The organism is Limnochorda sp. LNt (assembly GCF_035593265.1).
GTDB lineage: Bacteria > Bacillota > Limnochordia > Limnochordales > Geochordaceae > Geochorda > Geochorda subterranea.
On record NZ_CP141614.1, the window covers coordinates 2542274 to 2559778 of the forward strand.

The 17505-nt window shown below is 71.6% G+C and carries 20 protein-coding genes, 4 tRNA genes and 1 riboswitch; of the genes, 5 read left to right on the plus strand and 19 right to left on the minus strand.

Annotated features, from left to right (window positions below; translation table 11 throughout):
- Positions 1-359: 359 nt before the first annotated feature.
- The 17 genes from rplL to cysS all read right to left on the minus strand — a co-directional run bounded on the left by rplL (position 360) and on the right by cysS (position 9893).
- Complete coding sequence (gene rplL, locus VLY81_RS12165) at positions 360-752, minus strand: 50S ribosomal protein L7/L12 (RefSeq protein WP_324668467.1); 393 nt, start codon at positions 750-752, stop codon at positions 360-362.
- Between the two features lie 27 nt (positions 753-779).
- Complete coding sequence (gene rplJ, locus VLY81_RS12170) at positions 780-1334, minus strand: 50S ribosomal protein L10 (protein WP_324668468.1); 555 nt, start codon at positions 1332-1334, stop codon at positions 780-782.
- A gap of 261 nt (positions 1335-1595) precedes the next feature.
- Entirely contained in the window at positions 1596-2309 is a 714-nt protein-coding gene (gene rplA, locus VLY81_RS12175) for a 50S ribosomal protein L1 (RefSeq protein ID WP_324668469.1), read from the minus strand.
- A gap of 85 nt (positions 2310-2394) precedes the next feature.
- Positions 2395-2820 carry a 50S ribosomal protein L11 gene (gene rplK / locus VLY81_RS12180; RefSeq protein ID WP_324668470.1) on the minus strand — a complete coding sequence of 142 codons (426 nt, stop codon included), beginning with the start codon at positions 2818-2820 and terminating at the stop codon, positions 2395-2397.
- Positions 2821-2838: 18 nt separating this feature from the next.
- Entirely contained in the window at positions 2839-3483 is a 645-nt protein-coding gene (nusG, locus tag VLY81_RS12185) for a transcription termination/antitermination protein NusG (RefSeq protein WP_324668471.1), read from the minus strand.
- A 21-nt stretch (positions 3484-3504) separates the two neighbouring features.
- Positions 3505-3753 carry a preprotein translocase subunit SecE gene (secE, locus tag VLY81_RS12190; protein ID WP_324668472.1) on the minus strand — a complete coding sequence of 83 codons (249 nt, stop codon included), beginning with the start codon at positions 3751-3753 and terminating at the stop codon, positions 3505-3507.
- A 58-nt stretch (positions 3754-3811) separates the two neighbouring features.
- Complete coding sequence (rpmG, locus tag VLY81_RS12195; protein WP_405001263.1) at positions 3812-3979, minus strand: 50S ribosomal protein L33; 168 nt, start codon at positions 3977-3979, stop codon at positions 3812-3814.
- A 68-nt stretch (positions 3980-4047) separates the two neighbouring features.
- Positions 4048-4123 (minus strand) — tRNA-Thr (locus VLY81_RS12200).
- A 30-nt stretch (positions 4124-4153) separates the two neighbouring features.
- Positions 4154-4230, minus strand: a tRNA-Met gene (locus VLY81_RS12205).
- Between the two features lie 21 nt (positions 4231-4251).
- A tRNA-Tyr gene (locus tag VLY81_RS12210) sits at positions 4252-4338 on the minus strand.
- Between the two features lie 248 nt (positions 4339-4586).
- Positions 4587-4850 carry a cyclin family protein gene (locus VLY81_RS12215; protein WP_324668474.1) on the minus strand — a complete coding sequence of 88 codons (264 nt, stop codon included), beginning with the start codon at positions 4848-4850 and terminating at the stop codon, positions 4587-4589.
- 181 nt (positions 4851-5031) lie between these two features.
- Positions 5032-5943, minus strand: coding sequence for a hypothetical protein (locus VLY81_RS12220; RefSeq protein WP_324668475.1), 912 nt, complete (start codon positions 5941-5943; stop codon positions 5032-5034).
- Positions 5944-6151: 208 nt separating this feature from the next.
- Positions 6152-6226: transfer RNA gene (locus tag VLY81_RS12225), tRNA-Thr, on the minus strand.
- 1 nt (position 6227) lies between these two features.
- A complete protein-coding gene (gene sigH / locus VLY81_RS12230; RefSeq protein ID WP_324668476.1) occupies positions 6228-6899 on the minus strand; it encodes an RNA polymerase sporulation sigma factor SigH in 672 nt (223 codons plus the stop codon).
- A gap of 186 nt (positions 6900-7085) precedes the next feature.
- A complete protein-coding gene (gene rlmB, locus VLY81_RS12235; protein WP_324668477.1) occupies positions 7086-7889 on the minus strand; it encodes a 23S rRNA (guanosine(2251)-2'-O)-methyltransferase RlmB in 804 nt (267 codons plus the stop codon).
- The gene (locus tag VLY81_RS12240) at positions 7858-8331 is read right to left on the minus strand and encodes a ribonuclease III domain-containing protein (protein WP_324668478.1); all 474 of its coding nucleotides are present in this window, start codon (positions 8329-8331) and stop codon (positions 7858-7860) included. The genes rlmB and VLY81_RS12240 overlap by 32 nt, the downstream gene beginning before the upstream one ends.
- Positions 8328-9893 (minus strand): cysteine--tRNA ligase, encoded by a 1566-nt coding sequence (gene cysS, locus VLY81_RS12245; protein WP_324668479.1) that lies wholly within the window; start codon positions 9891-9893, stop codon positions 8328-8330. The genes VLY81_RS12240 and cysS overlap by 4 nt, the downstream gene beginning before the upstream one ends.
- Positions 9894-10162: 269 nt before the next feature.
- Between cysS and VLY81_RS12250 the strand changes: the two genes are divergently transcribed.
- Positions 10163-10408, plus strand: coding sequence for a hypothetical protein (locus tag VLY81_RS12250; protein WP_324668480.1), 246 nt, complete (start codon positions 10163-10165; stop codon positions 10406-10408).
- A gap of 25 nt (positions 10409-10433) precedes the next feature.
- Here VLY81_RS12250 and VLY81_RS12255 read toward each other — a convergent pair whose 3' ends face one another.
- Positions 10434-11945, minus strand: coding sequence for a tetratricopeptide repeat protein (locus tag VLY81_RS12255; protein WP_324668481.1), 1512 nt, complete (start codon positions 11943-11945; stop codon positions 10434-10436).
- Positions 11946-12141: 196 nt separating this feature from the next.
- Positions 12142-12292, plus strand: a riboswitch (FMN riboswitch).
- Positions 12293-12344: 52 nt separating this feature from the next.
- On the opposite strand from VLY81_RS12255, the gene ribD reads away from it, so the two are divergent.
- From ribD to ribH, 4 genes are read left to right on the plus strand one after another with little or no spacing between them, the layout of a single operon-like run.
- Positions 12345-13634 (plus strand): bifunctional diaminohydroxyphosphoribosylaminopyrimidine deaminase/5-amino-6-(5-phosphoribosylamino)uracil reductase RibD, encoded by a 1290-nt coding sequence (ribD, locus tag VLY81_RS12260; RefSeq protein ID WP_324668482.1) that lies wholly within the window; start codon positions 12345-12347, stop codon positions 13632-13634.
- A gap of 30 nt (positions 13635-13664) precedes the next feature.
- On the plus strand, positions 13665-14354 hold the full coding sequence (locus VLY81_RS12265) for a riboflavin synthase (RefSeq protein ID WP_324668483.1): 690 nt from the start codon (positions 13665-13667) through the stop codon (positions 14352-14354).
- A gap of 3 nt (positions 14355-14357) precedes the next feature.
- The gene (locus VLY81_RS12270) at positions 14358-15701 is read left to right on the plus strand and encodes a bifunctional 3,4-dihydroxy-2-butanone-4-phosphate synthase/GTP cyclohydrolase II (protein ID WP_324668484.1); all 1344 of its coding nucleotides are present in this window, start codon (positions 14358-14360) and stop codon (positions 15699-15701) included.
- A gap of 17 nt (positions 15702-15718) precedes the next feature.
- Positions 15719-16240, plus strand: coding sequence for a 6,7-dimethyl-8-ribityllumazine synthase (gene ribH / locus VLY81_RS12275; RefSeq protein ID WP_405001381.1), 522 nt, complete (start codon positions 15719-15721; stop codon positions 16238-16240).
- Here the strand turns inward: ribH and VLY81_RS12280 are convergent.
- On the minus strand, positions 16165-17487 hold the full coding sequence (locus VLY81_RS12280; protein WP_324668486.1) for a glycoside hydrolase family 10-like protein: 1323 nt from the start codon (positions 17485-17487) through the stop codon (positions 16165-16167). The two genes, ribH and VLY81_RS12280, sit on opposite strands and share 76 nt — an antisense overlap.
- Positions 17488-17505 lie beyond the last annotated feature (18 nt).

Sequence of the window (17505 nt, forward strand, 5' to 3'; positions counted from 1 at the left end):
CCTCCTCCCGTGCGAGTGACGGATAGGCCCCCGGCGTGACGGGTGCACCCATCCGAGGGTCGGTTCAGGCAAGACGACGTGGATGACTCACGCTCCGTGGGCGCCGCGACTTGGGGCCGCGGCCAGCGTGCTGAATACGACACGGCGCCTACCCGGACCCGCCTCGACGTCCCGGATAGCGCCCGGCGAGACTCCCTCGTCCCGTAATCATGACGCGCAGACAGGCTGCCCGCACCGGGCCAGTTTAGCATACCCGGCCCGGCGCCGTCAATCCCCTTGCGCGACTCGAGATTCGCTCGGTCCCTCGGGCCCGATGGAGCGGGGGCCGCCCCGGTGCCGGACCGACCCCCGCACCTGGCCTACTTGATCTCGACGGTGGCGCCTGCCTCGGCCAGCTTGTTCTTGACCTCCTCGGCCCGCTCCCGCGCGACCCCCTGGACCACCGGCTTGGGCGCGCCATCCACCAGGTCCTTGGCCTCCTTGAGGCCCAGGCCCGTGATCTCGCGCACCACCTTGATGACCTGGATCTTCTTGTCGCCCGCGGACTGGAGGATGACGTCGAACTCCGTCTTCTCCTCCTGGGCTGCCGGCGCCGCCCCGGCGGGAGCCCCCGCCACCGCCGCGGGAGCCACGGCCACCGCGGCCTGCGCGCTCACGCCGAATTTCTCCTCCAGGGCCTTGACCAGCTCGGCCAGCTCCAGCACGGTCATGTTGCCGATGGCCTCGATCAACTCGTCCTTGGTCAACGGCATCGTCGTCCACGCTCCCTTCGCGGCGCCTCACGCCGCCTGTTGCGCCTCTCTCTTCTGTCGGATCTGATCCAGGGCCACCACCAGCTTGCGCACCGTACCCGACAGCACGGTGACCAGCCCCGTGATGGGCGCCTGCATGGTACCCAGGACCTGCGCCACCAACACCTCACGCGGCGGCAGCTGGGCCAGCGCCTCGACATCCGAGGCGGCCAGCACCCTACCCTGCAGCCAGCCTCCCTTGATGGTCAGCAGGCGGGTCTCCCGCACCATCTCGCTGAGGGCCCGCGCCACCGCCACAGGGTCGCCGTAGACGAAGCACAGTCCCGTCGGACCCTCCAGGAGAGGATCGAGGCTCCCGTCCAGGCCCCGCTGCGCCAGGGCACGCTTGATGAGGGTATTCTTGGCCACCAGGTAGCCGGCCTCGCTCTCCCGGACCCGTTTGCGCAGGCGGGTCATGGTGGCCACGTCCAACCCCCGGAAGTCCGTCAGGAAGATGGCCTGCGAACGCCCGAGCTGCTCGGCGATGGCCTCGATCACCTCCGCCTTGCGTGCGTGCCCGGCACGCGGCTCGCTCGACGACATCCCGCGCTCACCCCCTCTCGATGCGGTCGCGTCTCACTCGTCCCCCGACGCGTGACGTGGCAACCCGCCGCCCCCCTCTGGCAAGGGGCGACAGGCTGCCACGCCATCCGGCGCAGCGGCCCGCGCCGCCGCGCCCGTGCACACCGTGCAACCCGCCGTCTCCCTTCCCTGCGCGGGCCCCGAGGTTTAAGGCGCAGGAGAGCATCCTGCGCCACCCGCGGTCACGGGGAAGCGACAGCGCCACCCTCTTGTCGCCGGACGTCAGCCCTCGCCGGCCAACCACTCCGTCACGGACTGCGGGCTCACCTTGATCCCGGGTCCCATGGTGGTGGAGATGGCGACCCTGCGCAGGTACTGCCCCTTGGCAGCCGCCGGGCGCGCCCGCACGACGGCGTCCATCAGCGCCCGGAAGTTGTTGAGCAGCCGCTCGGGGCCGAACGAGACCTTGCCGATGGGCACGTGCACGCCCGCCTCGCGCGAGGTGCGGAACTCGACCTTGCCGGCCTTGAACTCCCGCACGGCTTTGGCCACCTCCATGGTGACCGTGCCGGCCTTGGGGTTGGGCATCAGGCCCCGGGGGCCCAGGATGCGGCCCAGCCGTCCGACCAGGCCCATCATGTCGGGGGTCGCGATGGCGACGTCGAAGTCGATGCGACCGTTTTGGACCTCGGCCACCAGCTCCTCGGCGCCCACCACGTCGGCACCGGCCTGCTCGGCCTCCCGGGCCTTCTCGCCCTTGGCGAAGACCGCGACCCGGACGGCCTTGCCGGTGCCCTCGGGCAGGACGACGGTGCCCCGCACCTGCTGGTCGGCATGGCGGGGATCGACCCCCAGCTTGAGGGCCACCTCCACCGTCTCGTCGAACTTGGCCCGCGCCGTCTGGACGGCCAGCTCCATCGCCTCGCGGGGGGTGTACTCCCGGGTGCGGTCGACCAGCTTGGCGATCTCCACGTATCGCTTGCCATGCTTGGCCACGGCTCGGCTTCCTCCCCTTGCGGTCCGCTAGCGGCGGAGCCGGCGCCGGCAACCCGGCGCGCCCCGCCTCCCGCCACGAGCCCGCCTAGGGCTCGACCACGATGCCCATGCTGCGGGCCGTGCCCTCGACCATGCGGATGGCATCGGCCAGGTCGTCGGTGTTGAGATCCGGCATCTTGACCCTGGCGATCTCCTCCACCTGGCTGCGAGTCACCTTGCCCACCTTCTGCTTGTTGGGCACGCCGGAGCCCTTCTCCAGGCCAGCCGCCTTGAGCAGCAGCCCGGCGGTGGGCGGCGTCTTGGTGACGAAGGTGAAGGAGCGATCCTCGTAGATGGTCACCACTACCGGGATGATCATCCCGGCGTCCTTGGCCGTCCGGGCGTTGAACTGCTTGCAAAACTCCATGATGTTGACGCCCTGGGGGCCCAGCACCGTGCCCACCGGGGGTGCCGGCGTCGCCTTGCCCGCGGGGATCTGCAACTTGGCCTGCGCTACCACTTTCTTCGCCATGGGCGCCCATGACCTCCGCTAGATCTTCTCGACCTGCTCGAAGTCAAGCTCCACGGGCGTCTCCCGCCCGAACATCGAGACGATGACCCGGAGCTTGCCCTTCTCGACGTTGATGCCATCGATGCGGCCCGTGAAGTTGACGAAGGGCCCCGAGATGACCCGCACCGGGTCGCCAATGTCGAAGGCCACCCGCGGCTTCTTCTCGCTGTCGAGGCCCATCTGCTTCATGATAGCCCGAAGCTCGTGCTCCTCCAGGGGCACCGGCTTGCTGCCCGGCGAGACGAAGCCCGTGACGCCCGGCGTGTGGCGCACGACGTACCAGCTGTCGTCGCTCATCACCATCTCGACCAGGACGTAGCCGGGAAAGATCTTCCGCTTCATGATGCGCTTCTTGCCGCCCTGGAAGTCGATCTCCTCCTCGGTCGGCACCAGCACGCGGAAAACCTTGTCGTCAAGCCCCATCGACTTGACCCGTCGCTCGAGATTGGCCTTCACCTTGTTTTCGTAGCCCGAATAGGTATGGATGACGTACCAGCGCGCGTCGGGGTGGCTCGGCGTCAGATCCAGCGCCGGCGTTATCCGCTCACCCTCGACTTCCTCCGCCACGGACTGGACGTCGGGCGCAAGACCGCCCGCCCCGGGCCCCGCTTCTCGCTCCGCCATGGGCAAAGCCCCTCGCACCTCTCAGCGGCCCCACCCGAGCACCAGGGCCAGCGCCTCGGTGACCAGCAGATCCACCGCACCCATCAGGATGGCCACGATCAGGGCGGTGGCCAGCACGACCAGGGTGTACTGGATGACCTCCTTGCGCCCCGGCCAGACGACCTTGCGGACCTCGGCCCGTACCTCCCGGGCGAAGCGGCGGATGCGCCCACCGACCCCGGCCCGCTCCGACGATGCAGCCCGCTTCACCTTCTGCTGCGACAACGCCATACACCCACCGCCTCGCCCGAGTCCGGACCGGATCGCCGACGGGAGGCGCCGACCTGGCTCAGCGGCTCTCCTTGTGCGTGGTGTGCCGCCGGCACCTCGGGCAGTACTTGCGCAGCTCCAGCCGGTCCGGGGTGTTCTTGCGGTTCTTGCTGGTTCGGTAGTTGCGACTCTTGCACTGGTCGCACTCCAGCGTGATGCCTACCCGCACGGTGGCCGTCCCCTCCACAGGGGCGTCGAGTGCCCTCGAAAAATCGACGCTGCCGCACCCGCTCGACGGCAGCGCCGGCAACGAAGTGGAGCCCGCAGCCAGAATCGAACTGGCGACCTCATCCTTACCATGGATGCGCTCTGCCGACTGAGCTATGCGGGCCCCGGGACCTGCTCGAGGCAGGCCCAAGACTGGTTGCGGGGGCAGGATTCGAACCTGCAACCTTCGGGTTATGAGCCCGACGAGCTACCAGGCTGCTCCACCCCGCGTCGTCACCCGCAGAAGACAAGTGGTGGAGGGGGTAGGATTTGAACCCACGTAGGCGCTAGGCCAGCAGATTTACAGTCTGCCCCCTTTGGCCGCTCGGGAACCCCTCCACGCACGTGGCCCTCCGGGAGGGCCGGCAGTCATTGTACCAGCGCCCCGCGCAGCGTGTCAAGCAACCGTCTCGCATGGTCAGAGATCGCGCCAGTGTTTACCAGTAAGAAGTTGTTAGTTGATTGGTGAGGTGGGGGTCAGAAGGACAAAACGAGCCGGGCACCTCCCCCCCTCCCCGGGGCCACCCGGCTGGCTTCCACAACATACGGCTTGCCCGGTCGGCTTCCCCCACCCGCCGGCGGGAGGGTCAGCTGGTGTCCGGGACCAGATACAGCCCCAGCGGTCCCTCCCCGATCAGCAGCTCCGCCCGCAGCCGCTCGGCCACGCCCCGCTCGGTCTGCTCCCACGGACCGCGGCGGCGGATGCGGCGGGCCAGGAAGAGCTGAAAGAGGTTGTAGCCAGCGGCCAGCAACGCCCACAGCACCTGCATGCCGGTCGGGTGGTGGAGGAAGCCATGGTCCAGGTGCCACTCCTGCTTCGGCTGCCGGAAGCCTTCATCTCTACCCCCCAACGGGATCGGGCGATCTCCCACGCCACCCGGCCGCTGGCCTCGGCCGGGCTCAGCGTGGTGGCCACCTCCAGGATGCGAAGGGCTTTGCAGTGCCAGACGGCAGTCCCCTGGTGCTCCGTCCAGCTCGGCTCCTCTTCGGCATAGACGACTCGGATAGGGTGCTTGAGCCCCTCCCGGCTGGTCAGCTCCGGGCTGTCCACGCCCGCACCTCCACCTGAAAGGAGCCGATGCGGGTGACGAAGGCTTCGCCGTAGCGGCGGCCCCGGCGCAGTCCCGCTGCGTCCTGGACGACCGCGTAGCGCTCGTCCTTCAGGCGCACCACGACGTGCAGTCCCAGGGCGCGCACCGCCTCGAGGAAGGGAGCCTGCGCATACAGGGCATCCACCGTGACCACGTCGCAGAAATGCCCGTGCGTGCCCTGCAGGCGCCGAAGCAGTCGCAGGGCAGCGTCGACCTCCCCTTCCTTCGGCCGCTGGGGCTCCATGCCCCACACCACCGGCGGCACGTCCCGACCCTTGCACCGACTCGGATAGTCCCCCTCGTCCCCATGCCGCCAGCGCACCGTCTGGGCCGCCACGACCCGGTGGGCGTACTCCACCCGCCCGTCCCGATGCCGGTAGACCTGGCAAGCCGCACAGCAGCGGGCCTGGGTGCGCAGCACCTCGGTCCCATCCAGCGCCACCACATGCCAGCCATGCACGCTGCCGCCCCGGAAGGTCTTGTTCTTGCGGGCCGTGGCCAGGATGGCGTCGTTGATCGCCCACGCCGAGGCCACGTCGGCGGCCATGGCCCAGTCCCGAAGGCAGTCCCGAAGCGGCAATCGGTGGCGTCCTACCAGCTTGCGGAAGGCGCCGGCCCGCACCCAGCGCTCCAGCTCCATCATCGACCGGGCCCGCAGGGCTAACCCCACCAAAAGCACGCAGCCGATGACGAAGCCGGGCACCTCCACCCGCCGGCGCCGATCCCGCAGGCCGCGCAGGTGCCGGCCGAGGCAGAAGGTGGAGGCCATGTACGCGGCGAACTGTCGGACCCGCCGGTGGGAGGGCGTGGCTCCCATCGGCTGTAGCACCCCCTGGTCGCGTGTTCTGGCCATCGTCTTCGTCGCCCGGGGGTGCTTTCCTTTTGCTGGAGGCTTGCCGCCCCCATTTCCAGCGAAAAAAAGAAAGAGCCCCTCCGCCCGCTACCCTCGTGGGCCCAGCCGTCTCCGGCCTTTGATTAGGGCGGCTGAGCTACTGGCGCAGGTTCTGCTCGCATGGTCGCTCCCGAGGGTCGGGGCGGCGCTGGCTGCGCCAAGGGTGACGTGGAGCCGGCGACCCGAGTCGAACGGGCACACTCCCGCTTACAAGGCGGGCGCTCTGCCGTTGAGCTACGCCGGCCTCACGGATAGGTCTCTTGCTCGCGCCGCTCCAGGTAGCGCTCCAGCTTGCGCTTGACCCGTTGCAGGGCGTTGTCGACCGATTTTACATGGCGGGAGAGGTCGTCGGCAATCTCCTGGTAGGACTTGCCCTGCAGGTAGGAGTTGAGGACTTTCCACTCCAGGTCGCTCAGGAACTCGCCCATCTTGGTCTCGATGTCGTTGTACTCCTCCCGGGAGATGACCAGCTCCTCGGGGTCGGAGATGCGGGTCGACGTGATGACGTCCATCAGGGTCCGGTCCGACTCCTCGTCGTAGATGGGCTTGTTGAGCGAGACGTAGGAGTTGAGGGGGATGTGCTTCTGGCGGGTGGCCGTCTTGATGGCCGTGATCATCTGGCGCGTGACGCAAAGCTCGGCAAAGGCCCTAAACGAAGCCAGCTTGTCCGCACGGAAGTCTCGGATGGCCTTGTAGAGCCCGATCATGCCCTCCTGGATGATGTCCTCGCGGTCGGCCCCGACCAGGAAGTAGGAGCGAGCCTTGGCTCGCACGAAGTTGCGGTACTTGCTGATCAGGTACTCGAGCGCCAGTGTGTCGCCTTCCTTGGCGTACTCCGCCACCTCTTCGTCGCTGAGGGACGCATACGCGTCGTAGTAGTCACGGTGCGCGAAGACGCCCAACCGTACCGCCCCCATGACCCACCAAGTGCTGCCCCACAGGCGAGGCCATCCGTGAGAGCAGCCCGTCCCCCGCGCGGCGCCCTGGACCGCCCGCCGGTCGCTGGTAGGGTGCCGGCCCAATTATATGGCACCCTTCGAGAAAGCGTCAACAAAAGGCCGTGGGGCAAAGCTTTCCGACCGTATGCACGCATCGGACGCATGTCAACGGGTCGTCTGCTGCCGGCGCACCTCGTAGAGCACCAGCGCCCCGGCCACCGAGGCGTTGAGGGAGCTCACCTTGCCCCACATGGGGATGCGCACCAGCAGGTCGCAGCGCCGCCGCACCAACGGCGCCATGCCCCGCCCCTCCGCCCCCACGACGACCGCCAGCGGACCGCTCAGGTCCGCCTCCCACAGGCTGAGCTCGGCGGACGCCTCCGCGCCCACGACCCAGAAGCCGGCCTCCTTGATGCGCTCCAGCGCCTCGGCCACGCTGGAGACCCGGCTGATCCGCAGGTGATGCACCGCACCCGCCGAGGCCCTGACCACGGCGGCCGAGACCGGCGCGCTGCGGCGGGCCGCCATCACCACGCCGCTGGCCCCCACGGCCTCGGCCGTCCGGAGCAGGGCGCCCACGTTTTGGGGGTCGGTGAGGTGATCCAGCACCACGAGCAGCGGAGCCGACGTGCGGTCACCGGGCGCAGGGCGCTCGCCTCCGGTGGCCTGCTCCAAAAGCTCGTGCAAGGAGAGCAACGGCACCTCCGCCGCACGGGCCGCCACCCCCTGGTGCCGCTCCGACCCGCACAGCCGGCTGAGCACCTCCCTGGCGACGCGCTGCACCGGGACGCCCTGGCTGCTCGCGAGGGTCAGCAGGGGCGCCAGGCCTGCGGCCCCCTCCGCCACCCACAGCCGGTCGACGGGGCGCCCCGACCGCAGCAGCTCGATGACGGGGCGTCGGCCAAAGACCAGCGACGGCGGCGCCGGGGCCGCGGGCTCAGACCGTGCCGTCGGCTCCGGGCGTCTCATGCGGGTGCTGCGCCAGCCCCCATTCCAACAGGTGGACCAGCCGATCGGTCTGGCCCTTGAGGTAGAGATATCCCACCAGAGCCTCGAGGCCCGTGCTGCGTCGGTAGGCGAGGTAGCCCGCCCGTCGCGGTCGGTGCCGCGTCTTCGCGTTGCGGGCGCGCCGCACGACCTCCTGCTCGTGGGGTAAGAGAGCGGGCCACAGGGCCAGCAGGAGGCGGGCCTGTCCCTCGGCGGAGACCAGCGGTGCGACCTCCCGGTGCAGCTCGGCCAGCCCCGGGCAGCCGCCCCCGCCGTCGGCCAGGCACCGCTCGAGCACCAGCGTCCTCACCAGCAGGCCGAAGGCGGCGTCCCCCACGTAGGCCAGCACGGCCGGCGCCAGTGCGTCGGCCGCCTCCCATCCCGGGCCGGCCCCGCCCGCGCCGTCGCGGCGCCCGTCGCTCATGCCGTGCGTTCCTCGCCGGGCGGCCTCAGCTTCCACCGGGGGCCAGCGGCGGTATCCTCGACCACCACGCCCATGGCGGCGAGCCGGTCACGCACCTCGTCGGCCTCGTCGAAGCGGCGTGCCGCCCGCGCCCGCTGGCGTATCTCCAGCACCAGGGAGATCAGGCTCTCCACCAGCCGCTCCCTGCCCTCGGCGGCCGGAGCCGCGCCAGCCGTGCCAGCGGCGACATCCACCACGCCCAGCACCTGACCGCCCAGCTGCCGCAACAGAGCCGACGCGGCCCCCAGCAGCAGGTGCGCCGGCGCCGGCGATGCCGGGTCGACGGCGTCCGGACTGCCCACTCGCTCCGCTAGCGGATTGGCCTCCCGCACCAGGTCGAAGAGCGCGCCCAGCGCGCGGGGGGTGTTGAGGTCGTCGTCCATGGCCGCCTCGAAGGCCTCTCGCACCGCCCGCACCGCAGCCAGGGCCCGCCGCTCCACCTCGTCTCGTCCCTGGTCCCACCCGCCCGGCGGTGCCTGGTGCTCGAGCCACCACTCGGGACGCTGGCGCCCCAGCCCCACCAGGAGCCGCTCGAACCCCGCCAGCCGCCGGTGCGCCCCCTCCAGCCGCTCCCAGCCCGGGCGCGCCTCGTCGAGACTGGTGTCGGCGAACTCGATGGGCGAGCGGTAGTGGGTGGAGAGCAGGTAGTACTTGACCAGGCCCGGCGGGTGGCGCCGGAGGATCTCGCGGGCCGTGGTGAAGTTGCCCAGCGATTTGGACATCTTGGTGGCCTTGACGTTGACGAGCCCGTTGTGCAGCCAGAAGCGCACGAAGCCCTCCTGGCCGGCGTAGGCCTCCGACTGGGCCACCTCGTTTTCGTGGTGCGGGAAGATGAGGTCCGCCCCTCCGCCGTGCAGGTCGAAGCCGAAGCCCAGGTAGTGGAGCGACATGGCCGAGCACTCGATGTGCCAACCGGGCCGTCCCGGCCCCCAGGGGCTGGACCACGCCGGCTCCCCCGGCTTGGCGGCCTTCCACAGGGCGAAGTCCGCGGGGTGCCGCTTGCGCTCGTCGGGCTCGATGCGGGCGCCGGCCTCCAGGGCTTCGCGCCGCTGACCCGAGAGCTTGCCGTAGCTCGGGAAGGTGGTGGTGTCGAAGTAGACGCTGCCCTCGACCTCGTAGGCATGCCCCCGCTCCACCAGCCGGCTCACCATCTCCACGACCTCGGGGATGTGGCGGGTGACGCGGGGGTAGTGGTCGGCGTAGCGGAGCCCCAGGCGATCCATGGCCTCCAGGTAGTCTCGGATGTACGTGAGGGCGACGGTCTCGGCCGGGACCCCCAGCGCGCGTGCCCGGTCGATGATCTTGTCGTCGATGTCGGTGAAGTTCTGCACCAGGGTGACCTGGAAGCCTTTGTACTCCAGGTAGTTGCGGATGGCCTGCCAGACGACCGCGGGCCGCAGGTGACCCAGGTGTGCGTGGTCGTAGGGCGTCAGCCCGCAGACGTAGATGCTCACCCGGCCGGGCTCGCGCGGCGTGAACGTCTCGGTGCGCCGGGTCAGCGTGTTGTACACCTGGATGGCCACCGCTGTTGCCTCCTCTGCTTGACTCCGCTGCGATTCTGAGCATACCAGCCCGGCTACGCCCGCCACAAGGCAACCGAGGCCCGATCGGCCGGGCCCCCGGCCGCCTCCCCCGCCTGCCGTCGACGACGTTCTACAGCGAGGACCACCTCGGCAGGGATTTCGATCCCAGGCGACAAATGGGTACGTTCGCGGAGCCGCACCGCACGCCCCGGGCACCGTACGGGGTGTCTCGAGCCCGGCCGGCAACAGGAGGGTGCCGCGAAGAGGCCATGCGTATCCTTTTCCTGGTCAGTTCGGTGCTCCTGATCCTGGCCGTGGCGCGCCGATGGGATCGGCTCCACCCCTTGCGCGTCGCGCACCGTCACCAGGAGGCCCGGGTCGCCTCTCCCAGCGGAGGCGGGGCTCCCACCTCGACCTACCTCGACCTGAGCATCCTCGACCGGGCCCGGGCGTCGCGCCGGGCATGGTCGCACCCCGTCTCGGCCGAGACGGTCTCGATGCGCCGCAGCGCCTGACCCCGCGGGCCGGCCGCCGCTCCGCTCATCCGCCCGCCGTGGCCGACCGGGCCGACTCGAGCGCGCGCTGTACCCGGGCGTCGTCGGGGCGGAGCGACGCGGCCCTGCGGAGCGCCACCATGGCCGCCTCTGCATCCCCCGAGGCCAGGAGCAGCTCGCCCAGGCGGAGATGGGCGTCGAAGCGGGAGCTGTCCAGGCTGACCGCCTGCCTCAGCAACCCGATGGCCGCGGTCACGTCCCCCGCCGCCTCCGTCGCCAGGGCCTGGGCGTAGAGGGAGAGGGCCTTGCCGACCGGCGTCGTCTCCAGGGAGGCCGCCGCTGCGAAGCTCGCCGCGGCATCCCGGGGTCGGCCGTCCATCAGTCTCGCCTGGCCGATGGCGTAGAGCACCTCGGGACGCGCCTCACCGAGAGCCAGCCCGGCCTGCAGCTGGCCCTCGGCATCACGGGGCCGTCCGGCCTCCAGATAGGCCTGCCCGAGGGCGATCCTCGACTCGGCCACCGCAGGGGCCAGCCTCACGGCCTCTTCGAAGTGGCGCACCGCCTCGTCGGTGGCTCCCGTGGCCATGAGTGCCGTGCCGAGGGCCAAGCGGGCCCGCCAGTGACCGGGATGCGCCTCGACGGCCTCCCGTAGCCGTGCGGCCGCCTCCTGCAGGCGTCCCAGCCCGGTCAGCGCCACCCCCGCTCCGTAGAGAGCCTCGGCATCCCGGGGACGCTGCGCCCTGACACGCTCGAATAGGGAGAGGGCCTGCTCGTATCGCCGCAGCGCCAGGTGCACAAGCCCGGCCTCGACCAGCACGGACGCGTCGGCGCCGGCGCCCAGGTGCTCGATGGCCGCATCGTACGCCCCCGCGGCCTGCTGCAGACGCCCCGCGGACTTGGCCAGCGACGCGTAGTGAAGCGGATACAGGGCCGAGGCTGGGTCGGCGTGCCAGGCTCGCTCCCACCGCCGGAGCGCCTCGTCGACGTCGCCACGCCCCGCGGCCTGCGCGCCCAGCCGGTACCACAAGGCGCCCACCCACGCCCGCAGCTCCGCGTCGCCACGGGCCTCCACCTCGGGCCCGATCCGCTCCAGCGCCTGCGCTGCCTGCGCATCCCGTCCGGCCTCCCAGTCGAGCCGGGCCCGGTTGAGCCGGATCACCAGCGACGCAGGGCGCATCGCCGCCGCCTCGTCGAGGAGCGCGGCGGCCCGGGCCCGATCCCCCAGGCCCGCCAAGGCCACGGCCGCCAGCATCAAACCGTGCGCCCGGTCGTCGGTTCGGGCGCTCGAGCCCGCCAGGATCACCGGCGCGAGGGCATCCACCGCATCCTGCCATGCCCCTCGGGCCAGCATGGCTCGAGCGGTGGCGATGGCGGGCGCCTCCGGTGTGACGCGCTCCATCTCCAGCAGGTAGGGGACGGCGGGCTCGGCCGTCGGGCTCACCGCGGAGCCGGCGGCGGAGGCAGCCGCCGTGGCGCCCCAGCCCATGACCAGGGTCAGGACGACCGCGAGGCCGGTCGTCCATCGGCACGTCGCCCCGTACCGGGCGATCCGTGGCATGGTGCCACCCTCCTCTCCGAGCCCCGGGGGAGTACGATGCCGCACCTGCTTGCACCTCCGACCGGGCACCGTGGCGTTGCGGGAGGAGGGGGCGCGGTGTATGGTAGGGGTAGCAACCGGGCGCCGGGTCCCTGGCGGGCCCGGTGCCCCATCAACGGATGGCCTTCGGGGCAGGGTGAGCGGCCCGGGGGCGAGCCTGGGTGCTCGTGGTGGGCCGCAATTCCCGACCGGTGGTGACGGGAGGGGCGAGCGCCCTCCCCCAGCCCACGACCCGCGGGCGTCGAGCTCGCGGTGGATCCGGTGCGAGTCCGGAGCCGACGGTAGAGTCCGGATGGGAGAAGGCCCGAGCGGTCGGATCGCCTGCCGCAGCCGGTCGCGCCGTGACCGGTCTGCCGGCAGGTGGCGCCCGCCCTGCCCGCCTGCTCCGCCCCGAGGCGCCGGCGTGCGACGGAGGTCGGAGCGAGACTGGTCGGCGTCACGGGGTCCCTCGAGACCGTCGGCCTGGGGCCGTCCCAGGCCTGGCCGGCCCGAGAGCCCGATCCGGTGGAGGCCCGCTACCTGGCCCGTGCCATCGCGCTGGCACGGCGGGCGGCCGGCCGCACCAGCCCAACCCGGCGGTCGGCGCGGTCCTGGTGCGCGAGGGCGCATCGTCGGCGAGGGTATCATCGCCGCGCCGGCGAGCCGCACGCCGAGGTGGTCGCCCTGCGCCAGGCCGGCGAGGCGGCGCGCGGCGCCACGCTGTACGTCACGCTGGAGCCCTGCGCCCATTGGGGCCGCACGCCTCCCTGCGCCGACGCGCTCATCCAGGCCGGCGTGCGGCGCGTGGTCGCCTGCACCCTGGACCCCAACCCCCGGGTCGACGGCCGCGGCTTTGCCCGCCTGGCGGCCGCCGGGGTGGAGGTGGTGCTGGCGCGGGGCGAGCTGCGACGCCGGGTGCGGCAGCTCAACGCGGGCTACGAGAAGCACGTCACGACGGGGCTGCCCTACGTGACCGTCAAGGTGGCCATGAGCCTCGACGGCAAGATCGCCACGGCGTCCGGCGATGCCCGCTGGATCTCGAGCGAGGCCTCCCGTGCCCTGGTGCACCGGTTGCGCGCCCGCCACGATGCCGTGATGGTGGGCGTCGGCACCGTGCTGGCCGACGACCCCCTGCTGACCGCTCGTCCCGGCGGCAGGGCTCGAGCCCGACAACCCCTGCGCGTCGTGGTCGACAGCACGGCCCGGACGCCTCTTGCCTCACGGCTCGTCACGTCCGCGGGGCCGACGGCCCCGGTCCTGGTCGCGACGACCCCTCGCGCGCCCGCGCAGCGTCTCGAGCGCTTGCGCGAGCGCGGCATCGAGGTCAGGGTGCTGCCCCAGACCGCCGACGGGCGCGTCGACCTGGGGACGCTCATGGCCGAGCTGGGCCGGCGCGACGTGCTCGACGTCCTGGTGGAGGGGGGCGGCACCCTGGCCGGCTCGCTGGTGGCCTCGGGCATGGCGGATCGCCTGCTGGTCTTCGTCGCGCCCGTCATCCTGGGGGGCGTCACGGCTCCGACGCCGGTGGGGGGCGCGGGTGTGGCACGCATCGCCGATGCCTGGCGCGTCGCGCGCTGGAGCGTCCGGGCGGTGAGGGGTTCGGGCTCGCCGCCCGATCTCCTCATCGAGGCGCTCTTCGACGAGGCCGTCCGACGCCTGGAGAGGCCTTGACGACCGGGGGGAGGGGGCGCAGGAGCCGAGGTGTTTACCGGTATCGTCGAGGCGGTGGGGCAGGTGACCCGGGTGGCGCCCCAGCCGGGCGGGGGCAGCCGCCTGTGGGTGCAGGTGCCGTGGGGTCCGGAGGCGTGCCGGCCCGGCGACAGCGTGGCGGTCGACGGCGTCTGCCTGACGGTGGAGGCCAGCGAGGCGGGCCAGCTCGCCTTCTCGCTGTCGCTCGAGACCCTGCGCCTGACCACCCTCCAGGAGATGAGGCCCGGCCGCCTCGTCAACCTCGAACGGGCGCTGACCCCCTCCAAACCCCTGGGCGGCCACATCGTCCTGGGCCACGTGGATGGCGTGGGACGGGTGGCATGGGTGCGTCCAGCGGGGCAGGGCAAGGAGGTAGGTTTCACCGTCACGAACGATCTGCTGCCGTTCGTGGCGCTCAAGGGTTCCGTCGCCATCAACGGGGTCAGCCTGACGGTCGCCGGTCTCGAGGCGCGGGGCTTCTGGGTCGCGCTGGTGCCCTACACGCTGCAGGCGACCAATCTGGGCCTCGTGCAGCCTGGCACGCCCGTCAACGTCGAGGTCGACGTCCTGGCCCGTTACGTGGCACGGCAGCTCGCCACGGGGTCCTCAGGGGCGCCCGGGACGCGCCCATCGCCGGCCATCACCGCCGAGATGTTGCAACAACACGGTTTCACGGCCACCTGGCCACAAGGGGGCAGATAGGCGTTGCAGGATGAGAAGGCCCGACGGAGCACCCCACCCCCCTCGCCTTTCGCCACCGTCGAGGAGGCCCTGGAGGAGATCCGGGCCGGCCGCATGCTGATCGTGGTCGACGACGAGGAGCGGGAGAACGAGGGCGACCTGGTGGTAGCCGCCGAGAAGGTGACGCCCGAGGTCATCAACTTCATGACCCGCCACGGCCGGGGCATCGTCTGCGTGCCGATGACGGGGGAGCGGCTGGACGAGCTGCAGCTGCCCCTCATGCCCGGTGCCTCGGAGCAGAGCATGCGGACGGCTTTCACCGTCTCCGTGGACGTGGTGGGGGTGCGCACCGGCACCTCCGCCCACGAGCGGGCCGCGACCGCCCGCGCCCTGGCCGATCCGAGCCGCAAGGCGCAGGACTTCATCCGTCCCGGCCACATCTTCCCGCTGCGGGCCAAGCCCGGTGGCGTCCTGCAGCGAGCCGGCCACACGGAGGCCGCCGTCGACCTGGCGCGGCTCGCCGGCCTCTTCCCGGCGGGCGTCATCTGCGAGATCATGAACGAGGACGGCACCATGGCGCGCCTGCCGCAGTTGCAGGCCTTCGCCGCACGCCACGGGCTCAAGATCGTCACCATCGCCGATCTGATCCGGTACCGGCTGCGTCACGAGCGCTTGGTACGCCGTGTCGCCGAGGCCCGGCTGCCGACCCGCTACGGGCTCTTCCGGGTCGTGGGGTACGAGAGCCTGGTGGACGGCAGCGGCCATCTGGCCCTGGTGAAGGGCGAGGTGGCGGGGCAGTCCGGCGTGCTGGTGCGGGTGCACTCGGAGTGCTTGACCGGGGACGTGCTGGGCTCCCTGCGATGCGATTGTGGGGAGCAGCTGTCGGCGGCCCTGCGTGCCATCGACCGCGAGGGTCGCGGGGTGCTGGTCTACCTGCGCCAGGAGGGGCGCGGCATCGGGTTGCTCAACAAGCTGATGGCATATCAGCTCCAGGATGCCGGCAAGGACACCGTCGAGGCCAACCTGGCGCTGGGCTTCCCGCCCGACATGCGCGAGTTCGGCACCAGCGCCCAGATCCTGATGGAGCTGGGTGTCGACAGCGTGCGGCTGATGACCAACAACCCCAAGAAGATGGCCGACCTGGAGGCCTATGGGATCGCCATCGTCGAGCGCATCCCCCTGGAGACGCAGCCCCACCCCGAAAACGTCCACTACCTGTGGACCAAGCAGCAGAAGCTGGGGCACCTCCTCCACCTCGACGCGGAGGCCCTGCTGGGCGCCTCGACGAGCGACGGCCATGCCGGCAACGGCGCCTCCCGTGTAGGTCTGCACTCCGACGCCGCCCGTGAGTCGACCGGACGGAGATGAGCGAGAGGACGAGGGAGATGGCGACGCTGCAGGGCAACCTGGACGCCAGCGGGCTTCGATTCGGCGTGGTGGTGTCGCGCTTCAACGACTTCATCACGAGCCGCCTGCTGGCCGGTGCGGTGGATGCGCTGGTGCGGCACGGCGCCTCGGAGCAGGAGATCGACGTGGCCTGGGTGCCGGGCGCCATGGAGCTGGGGCCCGCAGCCCGCCGCATGGTCCAGTGCGGCCGCTACGACGCGGTCATCTGCCTGGGCGCCGTGATCCGGGGGGCCACGCCGCACTTCGAGCACGTCTCGGGCCAGACCGCTCGTGCCATCGCGGCGCTGGCCATGGAGAGCCCCATCCCGGTGCTGTTCGGCGTGCTGACCGCCGACACCCTGGAGCAGGCCATCGAGCGCGCCGGCACCAAGATGGGCAACCGGGGTGCGGAGGCGGCCATGGCTGCCATCGAGATGGCCAACCTCTACCGGCTGCTGGCGCCTGCCGGCGCGAGGGCCTCCACGAGCGAGGGCTCCACCTCGAGGCTCTCGAACGAGTAGTAGACGATGCCGGACGCTCCGGCCTCGAGGGCCGCGAGGCTCTGGCGGCGCAGCTGATCCGGACGGCCCGACAGCAGATAGGCGCCGATGCCAGCGTAGATGGGAGTGCCCCGAGCCAGGGCGGTCGCCCGTTGGACCCACTCGCGCACCACGGCGTCGGAGGGGGTGTAGCTCATCAGCACCAGCCCCGACACGAGCCCGCGCGCGAGCCACTCCGGCCACTCCTGCAGGGCTTCCTCGTACGCCCGACGCGCCTCGGGGAAGACCGCGACCGTGAGCTCGACGTCCGGCGCCTCGGCGCGCAGCGCGGCGGCCACGCGCTCGACCAGGAGGGTCACCTGGCGAGCCCGGAAGAGGTTCCATGCAGCCCGCTCCTCGGGCGTGGACGGCCGGCGTCCCGAGTCGACGCTCCGCAAGCCGCCGGGGACGGCCGCCAGGGGGGAGGCCTGAGGGCCCCGCACCTCCTGCAGAGCCAGCCCGCCCCAAAACGTGGCCAGGCTCTGCGGATGGTAGCCGGCACCGCTCCACGGGTAGCGCACGTAGTCGAGGTGGATGCCGTCGAGGTCGTAGCGGCGCACCAGCTCCTGCACCGTCTCGACGACGGTCTGCCGCACCCCCTCGACGCCGGGGTCCACGAAGAGGGCGTTGACGTAGGGCGACTCGTCCACCCCGTACTCCCACAGGGACCGACCGCTGGCATCCACGGTCACCCACTCGGGGTGGCGGGCGAGGGGATGCCCGGGTTGATCGGGACGCCGGCCCAGTTCGCCCCACGTGTAGGCGTTGATCCAGGCGTGGACCTCCAGGGCCGGCTCGCGCCTGGCCTCCTGCAGCACCGCCGCCAGCGGATCGAAGGTGGCCGACGCCGGTCGGGCGGGGCCGCCGTCGGAGGAGCTGGCGCCTGCGGGCCGGGCCGGGGGCCAGATGCTGGACCGATAGGCCGCCTCGCCCCTGGCCAGCACCTGCACGAACAGGGCGTCGGCCCCGATGCGCCGCGCCATCGCGACGGCCGCCTGGACGCCCTCGGGGGTGAGGATGGTGCGCTCCTGCACCCAGAGGCCCACCCGGGCGCCGGGATGCCGTTGGGCCACGACGGCGGAGGTCGGCGACGTGGCGGGCAGGCTCGCCTGCCGGGCCTGCAGGAAGGCACCCGCCGCCGACGCGAGGAAGGCCGCCCCCAGGATCCACCAGCCAGGGCGGCCTCCCCCCACCACGCCCCATCGTCTCGTCGGCGTCGCCCGGTTCATGGTGCGCGAAGAGTACGA